The 14703-nt window shown below is 58.1% G+C and carries 12 protein-coding genes; 1 reads left to right on the forward strand and 11 read right to left on the reverse strand.

Translation table 11 applies throughout. The features are described from left to right. Positions 1-17: 17 nt before the first annotated feature. The 7 genes from tssH to AC07OF_RS22960 form a co-directional block, all read right to left on the reverse strand. Positions 18-2621 (reverse strand): type VI secretion system ATPase TssH, encoded by a 2604-nt coding sequence (gene tssH / locus AC07OF_RS22930; RefSeq protein ID WP_495073482.1) that lies wholly within the window; start codon positions 2619-2621, stop codon positions 18-20. Next, positions 2618-3688 (reverse strand): type VI secretion system baseplate subunit TssG, encoded by a 1071-nt coding sequence (tssG, locus tag AC07OF_RS22935; RefSeq protein WP_461531247.1) that lies wholly within the window; start codon positions 3686-3688, stop codon positions 2618-2620. The genes tssH and tssG overlap by 4 nt, the downstream gene beginning before the upstream one ends. Continuing rightward, entirely contained in the window at positions 3652-5472 is a 1821-nt protein-coding gene (tssF, locus tag AC07OF_RS22940) for a type VI secretion system baseplate subunit TssF (RefSeq protein WP_495073483.1), read from the reverse strand. The genes tssG and tssF overlap by 37 nt, the downstream gene beginning before the upstream one ends. Then, positions 5472-5954 (reverse strand): type VI secretion system baseplate subunit TssE, encoded by a 483-nt coding sequence (tssE, locus tag AC07OF_RS22945; RefSeq protein WP_157192116.1) that lies wholly within the window; start codon positions 5952-5954, stop codon positions 5472-5474. Before tssE ends, tssF begins: the two co-directional genes overlap by 1 nt. A gap of 28 nt (positions 5955-5982) precedes the next feature. Beyond that, positions 5983-7485, reverse strand: a complete 1503-nt coding sequence (gene tssC, locus AC07OF_RS22950) for a type VI secretion system contractile sheath large subunit (protein ID WP_157192117.1) — start codon at positions 7483-7485, stop codon at positions 5983-5985. A gap of 14 nt (positions 7486-7499) precedes the next feature. After that, complete coding sequence (gene tssB / locus AC07OF_RS22955; RefSeq protein ID WP_157192118.1) at positions 7500-8033, reverse strand: type VI secretion system contractile sheath small subunit; 534 nt, start codon at positions 8031-8033, stop codon at positions 7500-7502. Between the two features lie 67 nt (positions 8034-8100). Further along, entirely contained in the window at positions 8101-8850 is a 750-nt protein-coding gene (locus tag AC07OF_RS22960) for a hypothetical protein (protein ID WP_157192119.1), read from the reverse strand. Between the two features lie 648 nt (positions 8851-9498). Here AC07OF_RS22960 and AC07OF_RS22965 point away from each other — a divergent pair. Next, on the forward strand, positions 9499-10209 hold the full coding sequence (locus tag AC07OF_RS22965; RefSeq protein ID WP_157192120.1) for a hypothetical protein: 711 nt from the start codon (positions 9499-9501) through the stop codon (positions 10207-10209). A gap of 162 nt (positions 10210-10371) precedes the next feature. Here the strand turns inward: AC07OF_RS22965 and AC07OF_RS22970 are convergent, their stop codons facing one another. From AC07OF_RS22970 to AC07OF_RS22985, 4 genes are all read right to left on the reverse strand, one after another. Continuing rightward, positions 10372-10848, reverse strand: coding sequence for a hypothetical protein (locus AC07OF_RS22970; protein WP_232478260.1), 477 nt, complete (start codon positions 10846-10848; stop codon positions 10372-10374). A gap of 653 nt (positions 10849-11501) precedes the next feature. Then, a complete protein-coding gene (gene tri1 / locus AC07OF_RS22975; RefSeq protein WP_157194715.1) occupies positions 11502-12617 on the reverse strand; it encodes an ADP-ribosylarginine hydrolase Tri1 in 1116 nt (371 codons plus the stop codon). A 190-nt stretch (positions 12618-12807) separates the two neighbouring features. Continuing rightward, positions 12808-13083, reverse strand: coding sequence for a DUF6966 domain-containing protein (locus AC07OF_RS22980; RefSeq protein WP_157192121.1), 276 nt, complete (start codon positions 13081-13083; stop codon positions 12808-12810). Continuing rightward, on the reverse strand, positions 13080-14438 hold the full coding sequence (locus AC07OF_RS22985; protein WP_157192122.1) for a DUF6861 domain-containing protein: 1359 nt from the start codon (positions 14436-14438) through the stop codon (positions 13080-13082). The genes AC07OF_RS22980 and AC07OF_RS22985 overlap by 4 nt, the downstream gene beginning before the upstream one ends. Between the last annotated feature and the right edge of the window lie 265 nt (positions 14439-14703).

Below are 14703 nucleotides of genomic sequence, written 5' to 3' on the forward strand. Positions count from 1 at the left end.
TACCTGTAGGTACTCGCTCAGGCCAGGCGATAGGCGAAGTCGCCGTCGCTGCCCAGTTCGATCGTCAGCCGCTCGATCGGACTGTCCTGGGCCATGCGCTCCAGCACGCGCTGGGCGAGCTCCGGCATCAGGGTCCTGGACAGGATGTTGTCGATGTTGCGCGCACCGCTGTCGACTTCGGTGCAGCGCGAAGCGATGGCCTTGACCAGGGCGTCGTCGTAGCTCAGCACGGCCTGGTGATTGCGTTCGAAACGCTTGCGGATGCGCTCCAGCTTGAGCGCGACGATGCGCTCGAGGATCGCGTCCTGCACCGGGTAGAAGGGGACGATGCTCAGGCGCCCGAGGAATGCCGGTTTGAACACCCGGTTCAACTCCTCGCGCAACCCTTCGACGATGGCGTCGGGCGTCGGCGGGCACTCGGTGTTCAGGCAGTCGTGCATGATGCGTTCGGTGCCGGTGTTGGAGGTGAGGATGATCACCGTGTTGCGGAAGTTGATCTCGCGCCCCTCGCCATCGTCGAGCACACCCTTGTCGAACACTTGGAAGAACAGTTCGAGCACATCCGGGTGGGCTTTTTCCACCTCGTCGAGCAACACCACGCTGTAAGGCTTGCGGCGCACCGCTTCGGTCAGCACGCCGCCTTCGCCGTAACCGACGTAGCCGGGTGGCGAGCCCTTGAGGCTCGACACGGTGTGGGCCTCCTGGTACTCGGACATGTTGATGGTGATCAGGTTGCGCTCGCCGCCATACAGGGTGTCGGCCAGGGCCAGCGCGGTTTCGGTCTTGCCGACGCCGCTGGGGCCGAGCAGGAGGAACACGCCGATGGGTTTGTTGGGGTCTTCCATGCGCGCGCGGGAAATCTTGATGCGCTTGCCGATCTCGTGGAGGGCGTGGTCCTGACCCAGCACCCGCTCACCGAGCAGGGCCGGCAGGCGTTGCACGGTGTCGATCTCGTCACGCAGCATCTTGCCCAGCGGAATGCCGGTCCAGCCACTGATTACCTGGGCAATGGCGCTGCCATCGACCAGGGCATGGACCAGCGGTTGATCGCCTTGCACGCGGCTCAACTCGGTGCGCAGCGCGGCGATATCGCTGGCATCGGCTGATTCGCCGGTCGAGGCGTCGAGGGCCTTCAGACGCTCGACCAGCTCCAGCTCCTGCTGCCATTGCTGTTCCAGGCGCTGACATTGTTGCTGCTCGACCTGCAGCGCTTCCTGCAGTGCAGCCAGGCGCCGTGCGTGGTCGTGGCCTTTAGTGGTTTCCTGGGCCAGGACGCTGATTTCCGCCTGCAGGTTGTCGATCTGGCGCTTGCAGTCTTCCAGCGCTCCGGGTTGCGAGGATTGCGCCAGGGCAATGCGCGCGCAGGCGGTGTCGAGCACACTGACCGCCTTGTCCGGCAACTGGCGGCCGGTGATGTAACGGTTGGACAGGCGCACGGCCTGGACCAAGGCTTCGTCCATCACCGCGACCTTGTGATGCTCCTGCATCTTGCCCAGCAGGCCACGGAGCATGTAGATCGCCTTGTCTTCATCCGGCTCTTCGACCTTCACCACCTGGAAGCGGCGCGCCAGGGCGGCGTCCTTCTCAAAGTACTTTTTGTACTCGGCCCAGGTGGTTGCGGCGATAGTGCGCAACTCGCCGCGGGCCAGGGCGGGTTTGAGCAGGTTGGCGGCGTCGTTTTGCCCGGCCTGGCCGCCGGAACCGATCAGGGTGTGCGCTTCGTCAATGAACAGGATGATCGGGTGCAGGCTGCGTTTGACCTCTTCGATCACCGCCTTCAAGCGGTTCTCGAACTCGCCCTTGACCCCCGCACCGGCCTGCAGCAGGCCCAGGTCCAGGGTGTGCAAGGCGACATCCTTGAGCACTGCCGGCACGTCACCTTGCGCGATACGCAGGGCCAGGCCTTCGACCACAGCGGTTTTGCCGACCCCGGCTTCACCGGTGAGGATCGGGTTGTTCTGGCGGCGGCGGGTGAGGATGTCGACCATCTGCCGTACCTCGAACTCGCGGCCCAGCACCGGATCGATGCGGCCTTCGCGGGCGCTCTGGGTCAGGTTGATGGTGTACTGGTCCAGTGCCGGGGTCTTGCCGTTGGCTTTGCCGGCAGCAGCGACAGGCGTGGCCGGGCTGGCGAGAGGGCTGGCCAGTTTCGACTCGGCACTGCCTTCGACCAGCGCGGCGAAGTTGAGCCGCAGGTGGTCGGCGTTGATTTTGTCCAGCTCCGGTGCCGAGTCGATCACCACCCGGCGCAGCTCGGCGTCATTGAGCAGGGCCTGCAGCAGGTGGCCGGTGCGGATCTGCCCTTGGCCAAATTCGATCGAGGCCAGCATCCAGGCCTGTTCGATCATCCGGGTGATGTGTGGCGACAGTGCCGGTGTGCGGGTATTGCCCTTCTTGAAGGTGCCCAGCGCCGTCACCAGTTGCGCCTGCAAGCGCTCGGCAACCACATCGTAGTGGCGCAGGATGGCCGGCAGGTCGTTGTCGTTGCTGTCGAGCAGTTGCAACAGCAGGTGCTCGATCTCGACGTCGTAATGCTGCTCCGACAGGCACAGGGCCGCCGCGCTTTCAGTGGCCGTGCGGCTGGTTTCATTCAGCTTGGCGAACAGAGACTTCAGGTTCACAGGGCGACCCCATCAAAAGGAATTTGGAAAACGGCGCAACGCGAAGGCTCGACGTCGGCACCTGGGCGTTTGAGCCAGCCCAGCCAGCCCAGGCGAACATTGCCGCCACGGCCCAGGCGGGCCAGCGGAACGGCGTCGGACTTGAGTTGCGGGGCGATGTGGAAATCCAGCTCGGCCCCGACATAAAAGCGCACCAGCTCGACCAGCCGGCGGTAGTCCGCGGTGCCCGGCTGGAAGCGTTGATAATCGGCCAGCGCCAGTGGCCCCAGCTCGATACGCACGCACGACTGGTAGTCCCAGACCCGGTTCCCGGCCACCGCGCTTTGCCCCAGGCGGGCGTTCTTGCGGCCTAACTGCGTGCATTGCGTGGCGTCGAGCTTCAGCCAGCGACCGGCAAACGGCTTGACCTTCACGGGCAGCGAAAAGTAGAAGCCGAGCATCACTTCCAGGTTCAGCGCATTGCGTGGCTTCTGGCTGAACAGGCCGGAAAAGTAACTGAACAGCTCGCGGCGCAACGGCGATTCGCGGCGCTCGAACTTCTGCTGCTGTGCCTGCGGCCCCAGGCCCACCAGGTTGAGCAGGTAGCGATCAAAGCCCGAGGTGCCGTTGCGCTCGTGCTCGATGTAGAACTTGTACTTCTGCCAGGCCTCGTAGAACAGCGTGGTCATGCGATGGGAAAAGATGTCGAGAAACGCATGGGCGGCGTCGTCGCGGTACTGAATGTGCCGCTCCAGCAACAGCTCGGTGTACGGGCGCGGCAAGACCCCGGAAGGGCCCACCAGCCCCATGAACGTGACCTGGACTTCCGACAGCGGCAGACCGGTGGCCGACACCTTGCCTTCGCGTTCGAAGTGCAGGTCGCTGACCTCGCTGGCGGGAAAATTCAGCGACAGCTGCGAGCGAAACCGCAGCGGGTCCTCGTGCGGTCGGGTAGCCAGGTCCATGCGCCCGGTTCTGCTGTAATGCAGGCGGAGCAATCGCACCAACTGAAAGAATTCGAATCGGTGCGGCTCGGCCCTTGCCTGATCAATCAGACCAGGGGCTGATCGCCGGTTCGTGCGGGCCATTGGACGACTCTCTTCTCACGTTGCAAGGTGCGTAGGGTTAATTGGGTGAAGCTGTTCATCGAGCAGTACTGGCCAAAGAAATGGTCCAGCACCATGCCGAACAGGAACACGCCGCTACCGGTGTACTGGCTTTCATCGAAGGTCAGGGTGATACCCACGCCGCGCACGAAGTTCGGCCGCGGGTGGCCGATGCGCGCCACTACCGGCTCGCTGCTGACGGCTTTGATACCGTTGATCTGTTTGCGAATGGCCGAAACGTTGCGGTAGTTGTAGAGCGACAGCAGCTCCAGCAGCACTTCGCGCCCCTGCGACACCAGCGACATATGGTTGAGCGACAGGTGCGAGATCAGCCGCCAGATCAGGCCGTTGCCCAGCGGTACGCGCACCGAGGCGGTGGGTTTGCGCAGGCAGCGGATGTCCTGGATGACCGAGTTGGCGGGCATATTGAAGTCGCCGCGTTCGCCGCCGAAAGGCAGCATCAGCGGCACATCACGGTTGCTGCAGGTCAGGCTGATGCTCAAGGTGTCGCTGTTGCCGTCGATCAACTCAAGGTCGCGATCGACCACACGGATCAGCATGTTCGAGCCTTCGCGCTGGGCGTGGCGGCGGGCGATCCAGAAGCTGTTGTCCTGGCCCTGGTCCTCGCGCGGTTCGAAGAACGGATGGCAGGTGCCGACCTGATCGATGCCGCCGAGCTTGCGGACCCGGCGCACGCGGTCGATCGACACCACCTCGGCAGCGTTGTGCAGGCGGATATCCGGCGTTACCGCATACTCGTGCTGGGTGTGCGACAACTTGATCGGCTCCGCCTGCTGGCGGAACAGATTGATGATCGGCGTGCAGTTGAGCTTGAAGTTGTTGCGCCCGATGTTCTGCGTCAGCCGCGCCAGGCGTTCGCTCAGGTCGTAGTCGGCGAAGTAGAAGTTGATCTCTACGTGCTCAAGGTCCTTGCCCTGGAGAATGCGCGAGAAGCCCGACAGGTCGAAGAACATGAACTTGTCGGGGAAGGTGAAGTACTCGTGCAGCAGGCGATAACCGAGGAATGAGCGTTCGGAGTAGTCCACCAGACCTTCGTCTCGGGCATAACCCACGGCTTTCAGCGCGTCTGCCGGCAAGGCGACTTCGCGGTGGCGGCCCTGGTCTTCGAAACTCAGGGTGGCCTTGGCCAGGTTGTTGAACAGCAACTCGTACAGCTGCAGCATCAGGGTGCTTTCGCCGTCGAGGAAAAAGCGCAGGCTGTCGAGCTCCATCTTGCCGAACATCACGTCCGAGGTGGCTGCCAGGCGGATACGCAGGCGTGCGACCAGGTCGGCGCTGTGGCCGTTGAAGGCCGAGCGTTCCATCTCGACGAAAGCGGCCTGTTGCACCGACACCGGCCAGACTTCCACCGGATAGCAGGTGCGAAACTTGCACACCACGCCCTCCACCGGGTTGGCATGCAGTTCGGTGTGGCGCGCCACGCGATAGGCTTCGGTGACCTTTTCCTGCTTGCCCAGGTTGAACTCGACGATCGACATCGACGGAGTAGGGCGCAGGTAATGCGGATAGAGCACTTCCAGAAACGATTCGACAATCTCGGGAAACTCGTCATCGAGTTTCTTGTGCACCCGTGCAGCGAGGAACGAAAAAGCCTCGATCAGCCGTTCGGTATGCGGGTCCTCGCAGTTGTCCCCCTCGATCAGCAAGCGCGAGGCGATCTTCGGATACTGCGCAGCAAACTCCTGGCCGAGAAAGCGCAGGTGCGACAGTTCCTTTTCGTAATAGGGCAGCAGATCGTCGAGCATCAGTTGAGGTTCTGCACTTTGTATTCCTGGGTGTTGACCTGCAGCACCGCGTCAAACGAGACGTGGCGGCTGATGTCCTGCAGACGCAGCACGGCGTCTACCCGAAAGGTCAACATGCGATGGCCGGCTTGCTGGGCGAGCAACTGCACCCGGACGCTGCGAAAGCGCCGGTCGCCAGTGGTAATGGCCTTCTCCAGCTGGCGCTGGATCAACGCGCGATCCTGCGGGTCGAGCACGCTCTTGCTGATGAAATCGGGCATGCCGTAGTCAAGGATGGTGCCGTGCAGGTGGGTGAACCCCTCCAGCTCGTTGGCGACCAGGGACTGGCGAGTGTTCACCAGGATCTCCAGGTCACGAACGATGCTGGCCTTGTAGTCGGCGAGCGAACATGAGCGCTGCGCAGACGCTTCCACCGATTGATACGGACGGTCGTCCAGCAATCGGTCCAGCAGCGAAGGCAACAGCCGGTGTGGGTTACTCATGTTTTCCATCCTTGAAAACAGTCGTCGGTCAGCCGCGGGTCGATTGCGGCAGTTCGGCGACCAGCCGCAACGAAGCGGTCAGCTCATCCAGTTGATAGTGCGGACGCAGGTAAGTCACAGCCTTGTAAACACCTGGCTTGCCCGGCACCTCGAAGACCTCGGCGCGCGCTTCGCGCAGCGGGAACTTGGCCTTGGCTTCCTGGCTGGCGGTGTCATCGAGCAACACATAGCTGGCCAGCCACTTGTTGAGGAACAGTTCGACGTCCTTGCGCGAGGCGAAGCTGCCGATCTTGTCGCGCATGATCGCCTTCATGTAGTGGGCGATGCGCGAGGTGGCGAAGATGTACTGCAGCTGCGCCGACAGGCGTGCGTTGGCATTGGCGATGTCGGTGTTGTACTGCTTCTGCTTCTGCGTCGACTGGGTACCGAAAAACGCTGCGTAGTCGGTGCCTTTGCAGTGCACCAGCGGAATGAAGCCCAGATCCGAAAGCTCTTTTTCGCGGCGGTCGGTGATGGCGATCTCGGTAGGGCACTTGAGGGCGATTTCACCGTCGTCAGTCTTGAAGGTATGGGTCGGCAGGCCTTCGACCAGACCGCCACCTTCGACACCGCGGATCGCCACACACCAGCCGTAGCGCGAGAACGCATCGGTGACCCGGGTGCCCAGCGCATAGGCGGCGTTCATCCACAGGTACTTGTTGTGATCGCGGCCATCGACGCTTTCAACGAAGTTGAATTCTTCCACCGGGGTGGTATCCGGGCCGTAGGGCAGACGGCCGAGCACGTGCGGCAGGGTCAGGCCGACATAGCGCGAGTCTTCGGAGGCGCGGAACGACTTCCACTTGGCGTATTCGACAGTGTCGAAGATCTTCGCCAGGTCACGCGGGCCGGCCATGTCGGTGAACGAGTCCCAGCCGAACAGCTCAGGCGAAGCGGCCGAAATGAACGGCGCGTGGGCGGCAGCAGCGACGTGGGAAATCTCTTCGAGCAGGTACATGTCTTCCGGGTTGCGGTTGAACTCGTAGTCCCCCAGCAACATGCCGAACGGCGCACCACCGAAGGTGCCGTACTCTTCTTCGTAGATCTTCTTGAACAGCGCGCTCTGGTCGAATTCGGAGGCGGCCTTGAGGTCGCGCACCAGGTCCTTCTTCGAGGCGTTGAGCAGGTGGATCTTCAGCGTGGTGCTGGTCTCGGTCTGGTCGACCTGGTACTTCAGGCCACGCCAGGAGGCTTCCAGCTGCTGGAACTCACGGGCATGCATGATTTCGTTCATCTGCTCGGAGAGCATCGCGTCGATCTCGGCGATACGCGCATCGAGCACTGCGATCAGGTCTTTGCTCGGCGTCATTTCGCCTTCCAGCACCTGGCCCACCAGCTCGCCGATCAGGTCGCGGGTGCGGGTGCGCTCGGTCTCGGAGCGGGCCACGCGGCTTTGCGAGATGATGCTGTCGAGCAGCGAGGATTGCGGGGCGAAGGCTTCCACTTCCACCAGATCGCTGGCCTGTTGCGGCACGGCTTGCTTGTCGGTCATCGTCAGGCTCCTGCTTACGCGTTGCGATCAGTGGCGGGAACTTCGGCGTCGCGACCGAATTCCTTGCCCAGGGTTTTGAGCTTCTCGGTGTTCTGCAACACGTCCATCAGCAGCTCTTCGAGCTTGTCGTTGCCGCCCATCTTGTTGCGCAGGTCTGCCAGCTTGTTGCGCACCTCCAGCAACTTGCGCAGCGGCTCGACCTGCTTGACCACGTTCTGCGGCTCGAAGTCTTCGAGGCTGTTGAAGTTCAGCTCGACCCCCAGCTGGGTACCGTTCTTGGCCAGGGTGTTATCGACGCGGTAGGTCAGGCGTGGCTTGATGCCCTTGAGCACGCCGTTGAAATTGTCGCGGTCGATGAACACGAACTTGCGGTCCTTGAGCTTGGGCAAAGGCTCCAGCGGGTTGCCGGAGAAATCGCCCAGCACACCGACGACAAACGGCAGCTCTTTCTTTTCCTGAGCATCGCCGATATCGACGTCATAGGTGATATGGACCCGAGGCGCGCGGACGCGGTCGAGTTTGTGCTGGGTACTTTCCTTCTTCGCCATCGTGATCTCCTGTGCGAGCAATGCGCTGCAAATCGTTTGCGTAGCGGTCTTTATGCTTGACCGCGGGTTACAGTCCTTCGATCGTCAGCAGCAGGCGCTGACGGATTTCATCATTCATTTCCAAGATGTTGTCGCGGCTGACCAGCTCTTCGAAGCTGGTGTTGCCGGCAATCTGCGTGCTGCTGCGGATGACGGATTCATCGGGCAGTTCCGAGCGTACCGGCGAGCTGATGATGCAGAACGGCAAGTCGCCAAAGCCCTTGAGGCGTTCGAAACTCAGGGCAAAGCGCAGGCCTTCGAACAGGCGGCTCAAGCCGGGCGACTTGCTCAGGCAGTAGAACAACACCAGGTAATGCACCACGAAACGGTACAACTCGGCGCTGCTGCGATTGGGGTCTTTGATCACGCTGCGAAACTGTGCGAGGTCGAACGAGCTGAAGCCCACGACCCAGCGCACCGGGCTGGTGATACGGATGCTCTGACCGCTTTGTGCGAGCACCTTGTCGTATTCCAGCGGGAACAGTTCGGGGGTGGTGCTGATCAGGTTGAGCGGGACTTCCAGCTCGCTGACCAGCTGGAAAGGGGAGGCCGAGCCGATGCGCTCGTAGAGCTCGATGAGCTCCTTGAAGTGGTGCTGGGTTTCGCGGCCGCTGCTGCGTTGCGCGCCCTGCAGGTATTCACCGAACAGCGTTTGCGGACGGATCAGCAGGGCCAGGGTCGAGAGATAGTCCGACGCCTGCGCCTTCAGCGCATCGGAAATCACCCGGGTCTGGCTACGCAGCCTGATCAGTGCTTCGACATCAAACGTCTGTGTCATCGGTGCATCGTCCTTGAGCCTTCTTGTTCGTCCCGTAACACCGGTACGCAGGGAAGCTGAATCACATCTCCCACGCACTTTGGTGCGATTCTGGGAGTGGTACTGGCACTTGAATATCGAGTTGCCAGCAATGTCCTGTAGGGCAGTCTTCTTGGGGAGAAGTTCCTGAGAGTCGGGCAATTTTTTCGTGATTTTGTGATGTACCGCAATGATGTCTTAGTGCTACTAAATAGTGGCCTTTTGGTATTCGAATTAAGTTTTACCCAATAAAATCAGAGGGTTAGGCGGTGTTTGTTGGATCCAATCCGCAGTGCGGATTTTTTTCGAAAAAGTGAACCAGGTCCGTTTTTGAGAAAGGTTTTTTCGAAAATGAACAGGAAGGTCGGGAGAGAAGGGCGACTGAATGATGGCACTGTAGGAGCGGGCTTGCCCCGCGATTAGGCCGGTAGAACTCCCGCTGCCTGCACTACGCCCGCTTAGCTTTTTAAAATTGGCTCATGGATTACTGGTTGGTACGGCCGACATGGCAGTTATTGTGGTTGTTTTCATGATTTAGCGGTGGGAGTGGCTATTCAGCTAATTGTAAGTGAAAATGCTACGCGGCTTGGGACTTCCATTGATAACTATTTGGCAGGCAAGGATTGACTTATGTTCGCGGCTGAGGCGGAAAGTTTCTTTTCCAGAATACTGGCGACATGGTTTTTTTTTACTATGTTTGCTTTTTTTGCTGCGGCTCTTCTGCCCGGTCTGTTAACTGTTCCTGCGGTCATTGCTTGTATGGGGTTGACCTATTGGTGTGTCGACTGCGCCTATCGCACTGAGCGGTTTGGGAGGTTCGCGGCTTTTCGACTTTTCAGTATCCTTGGACTTGCTCCAGTAATAGGGTTCGTTTGTGCTTTGATGACCGCAAGCAAAGAGTTGAAGCTAGGCCCTCTACTCTCGGTGGCGTTCGGCTGTATTCCAGTGATTATCGCTGTGGTTGCCTACCTGGCCGTTTATCAATGGTGCGGCCAACATAATGATCTGGTTGTTCGGGGGCAGCGCGTGGAAGTGGCTGAAGTCGCTCCGCGCCGTGGAAGTACTGTGATGCTAAGTGGTTTGGCGGCAGGGCTAAGTAGCATGATCTATCCTATGGTTAAATCCCATAATATATCTACTGTGGCGCTGGTTCTTGCAGTTGTGGCTCTTTCCTTGTTTGTTATTTTCTATTATCGCAACAACATCGCCGCGTTCAGAGAGTTAAAAGAACGTGAAACACGCGAACGCTGCCATTACACCTTCATGAATGTCGAAGAGATCCGAGAGAGACGCGTGGCGTCTTTGCTCGGCCGGATTTTTGCTGTCAGAACCCGCCGTTAAGGTCGGCCAAGAAATCAGTTATAAAGAAGGGTGCCGAGTTAATGGGCCCTCTTTCCATGCTGAGCCTGCAAAAATAGTTGAATTCACACATAACATCGACTGGTGGCGCCTATCCGGGAAGTTGGCGCACTTTGACAGGTACTACGGAGTTCTGTTCGGGGCTTACCGGCCGTCCACCTGGATGCAGACTTCTTTGTCACCGATTATCTTGCAAGGCCAGTTATCATTGATGTAACGGCTCGGTTTGAAGCAGGCACGCTCATCGTTTACCCAGAATAGTTGCCAGGCAGAACCTGATATTAGTAGTTTTGGGCAAGGTGAATAGTTTCTGGCTAGTAGTGTCAGCGTGGTAGCTATTATTAGTGCGGGCACTATGTAAAGTATTATTTTTATAGATGAGCTGAACATTAGGTTTTGGAAGCGATAAAGTTTCGATGAGCGCGGGGGGTCGAATTTTTTTCCGTTCCAGGCTGCGATGGATGCCCCTACGACTGCAATAAGAACGGCCGGTGGTGCCATGAGCAGGCCAAACGCCAAGTAGGGCACCTCTATGACAGGTGCGTCACGGTAGAGACGTCCGTAAATAGGGAGAACATTGGTCCAGAGCCAGTAAAGAGAAAATACCCCGATAAGCAGCATGCCGGGTATAAACACCAGGGCAAGTAGCCTGAGTTTCGTTGCGGATATTTCAGTCAGTGAATTCAAATTTTTTGAGCCAGTATTGATTGAATTTGCTTTTGTACTGAGTGACTAATTGGTCGCCTTGGAGACTTGTTGATTTCAGCGAAATCATTGTCGAGAAGTCATCATGCGCGAGAAAGAATTTTTCATTGTCTATGAGAATTTCCCAAACGCGAATGTCCACTGAATCTGACTTTTTACAATCTTTCCATTTAGCAAGCCAATAATGGTTGCTGCGTAAGCTGGAAAGTCACCCCAGTCGACGCATGATGTCAGGTTGAGGCAAAGCCTTCCGGAGTGCATGGTTTCAATGCCAATGGCATCTAGCCTGGTTGAGTTGTCCATCAAAAATATCTCCGTCGCTGAAGGTCTTCTTCGCTGAAGAGGTTGGTTCGATGAAGAGGTAGTGACCAGGAATATCGCACCACTGCATGGGTGTGCGCATCTGGCCGCGTTCAGCAGCGCTGATCAGGGGCTCCAGTGCGAAGCTGAGTTCATGACCACGGGGCCCCTGGTTCTCAGCACGTCAATGGAGGCCCGTAGTTTCAGCGATTTTTCTTTCAGTGATTCAATGTTCATGCACGACCTTGGCTGAACTTGAAGCGTGTGTCTCAGCGACTCCCATAGATAAGATCATCCATCTCATCATGAAGCGGTGCGCGTTCGAACAGTTTCCGCGCCAGTTCTTGAATATGTTCCGACCAAGCGACCTTTCTGACCCAGTCCTGTGGCATTCCTGAAACGCCATACAGTGCGCCTGCAATTTGGCCCGCTGTCGCTGCAACACTGTCAGCGTCATCCGCAAGGTTGGCAGCTAACAAAATCGCATCTTTAAAGTTGTCGGTATTCCAGACGGCCCAAAGCGCTGCTTCCAGTGTGTCGATGACGTAGCCGGAAGAGCGGATCTGATCACGGGTCTTCTGTTTGTATTCGCCGGCGTTGATGATCAGTGGTCGTGGGAGGAGTGCCCGTACCATGGCTGACAGGGCTTCATCTTTGTCAGCGCCATTGAGAGCCAAGTGCAGTTGTGCAGCAAGAAGCTGGCAACAGTTGATGGCTTCTTCAGCACTGTGTGTGATTCGGCTTTGTGTAGCGCTTTCTCGCCACGTTGCAGATAGCGAGTGCCGACGAAATATTGCGGTCGGGGCAAGCCTTATGATCGAGCCATTGCCTGCCGTTGACGGAGCATAGTTGCCTTGCCAGGTGAGACCTTGCGTTTCCCAGCCTTCCAGTGCGTTGCGGGTGGCATTACCAATGTCGAAGCACCTGCCATTGGCACTGTTTTCTCCACGCCTGTACCAGCGCACCAGCGCATCGGAATAGGTTGTAAAGTCAAACGTTTCCTTGGCCAGATAGGTATCCGCCAGGCAGAGCGCCATGCTGGTGTCGTCAGTCCATTGTCCCGGGGCCAGCTTGAAGGGGCCGCCGCCAACCATGTCGCTCACCTGTGCTCGATCACGAGGCAGAAACTCGAGGGTAGTACCCACGGCATCACCTATCGCCAGGCCTAGCAACGCACCTTGCGCTCGGTCCAGTGCCTGGTCGTCCGACAGCGTGCACGTTCTCGCGGAAAGCCACGCAGGTTTGCTATAGGGCAGCCTGGGGGCGTCGGGCCGCAGGGTATAATCCATGCGTTGCTGTAGTTGTGGGGACGGGAGCGGGAGTAAGTGGTCGTATTGCTCTACGTACTTTGACAAGGCTTCGTTTGAATTTCTTAGATCAATCATTTCATTCCCCGAAAAGGCTGCGCAGGCCAGCATGTGCTCGCACTGGCACTCTGAATCCATCCGTTGATTGAGTCGGCGCAACGTCGTAACGTGCCGTTCGGATGAGAATAAGGCCGACTTGCCTAGAGCAGTCTTGTCTGCGAACTTTCCTCCAGTTGATTTCCACTGAAATGCTTACAGAGCGTGAAACTCAATGGTTTCTGCATCGATCATGTAGCTTGCTGAGTAATTGATCTAACTCATTGTTTTCCTTGATCATGGGTTGTCCGTTATTATAAAGGACAATGTCATTGATTGAGCCCATGCCTCCAAAGAGAAGTGAGATTTTTGATAAAGTATCAGTTGTGTTGTGCGGTAGTTCTGCGCGGTATTCATCTAGCAGTGCCGCCCAATCCAGCCGGTCGCCGAGGCGAAGCAGCTCGGAAATTCGTAACATGATTGCGGTGAGTTCAGCAGTGTTTATCATTTTAGAGGGTTCGATCCAATTATTTGCACACCATCAATGGTCCATGGTTTTACGACAACTATTTGCTCGGTGCCACCTATATAGAATCCTCCTTGCGAGCCAACCTCTCCTATATAGACTTCAGTGCCTGCTGGGATTTTAACTTTGAAAGCAGTATCAATTGGAGACTTTCCTCCGCCTGGCCAAATTGGCAATACGGCTTTGTCGATTCGGGTTTGCAAGACGCCAGCAGGGGATTCCAAACTGAAAAACTGCCCTAATGGCTGACCTTCCACTCCAGCTCTGGTGAGAACAGTGTCCTGGTCAAGAATGACAGCAGTATATCGGCCCCCAGCAAAAGTTTCTGCCAACCTTGGGTCAAGTGGACCTGGCTCGATGGCAGAATAGGTACCTGTCACTCTTCCTAATTTGTGTCGGACTGGCTCCAAAACTTTCTGGAGAGTCGCTGACTTTTGAGGTGGCAGTTCAATCAAGGCTTCCTCTGCCTTGGTCAATCGTATCGGGTTGCTGGTGCGCAACTCCGGCTGAGCAAGCAACTTCTGCTCGTTCTTCGCCAGCCACGCCGCCAATTGCTTGTTGGATATCTCCGCCTGTAGCTTGGCGCTGCGTGTGGCAATGCTTTCCATGCTGTTCATCACGCCCGCTTTCATCTGCCCGCGGGTGAGGTAGGTGACGATGGCGGTCAGCAGCAGCAGCACCAGTTGCTCCTGGCCCCGGGCCAGTTGCCGTGCCGCGCGTTCGGTGCGTTCCTGGGCCTGTGCCGATGAGCCGCCGCTGGGGTCCAGTCCGACGGGTTTGAGGCCGTCCTCGGCGTACCAGGCGGTGGCCAATCCTTCCTGCAACGTCGACAGGCAAGAGGGTAGGCCCTGGTAGAAATATTCGGCGATGGCCGACAAGCCCAGGCCCATAAGAATCAGGTTGCCGACCTGCAAGCCGATGCCCGCTCCAGCAACCGCTCCAGGCGCAGCACCGACGCCAAAGGCGAAGGCACCTGCCGCACCGCCGGCAACGGTTCCGATGGCAACGCTGCCGCCGAGAATCATCGTCACCTCTTTGACCAGTTGCAGCAGCACCGGAAGGATCTGCTCGATGTTGATCGAGGCCCACTTGTGCTTGAGGTTGCTCTGGATGATCGGGTAGGAGAGGTTCATTGCCAGGAGGACGTTGTCGATCCGCTGTCCGCCCATGTAACCGTAGGCCTGGCCTGCGCCATTGCTGACGCGTCGGGTGAAACCGTCCCAGCTGTCGTTGGCGCTCTGCAGGCCTTCGTTGACGCTCTGGTTCAGTTCACTGAATTTCTGATCGAGGTTTCGTTCGATATCGCCCCAACTGGGGATGTTGGCTAGAAGGTCCATTTTCGCATCACAGTCCCTGGATGAAGGTAGCGCTTGCCGAGCCTGTCGAGCGCCCGGCGCAGGAGACTGGTTACCGAAGTCAGACCTGCGCTCGCTCACAAAAATTTCGACATGGATCCCATTTTTCTTCTTAACGCCGTACATCGGCAATGATGTCAAAAAGATACTAATGGCATTTTTCTGTGTATCGAAACTCCGCTCGGGTCAGGCGTTGCGCTGCTTTCAAGGCCAACAATGGCCTGTAAAGTTGGCATGGAAAAAATGC

Source organism: Pseudomonas sp. GW821-FHT10B02 (assembly GCF_059415665.1).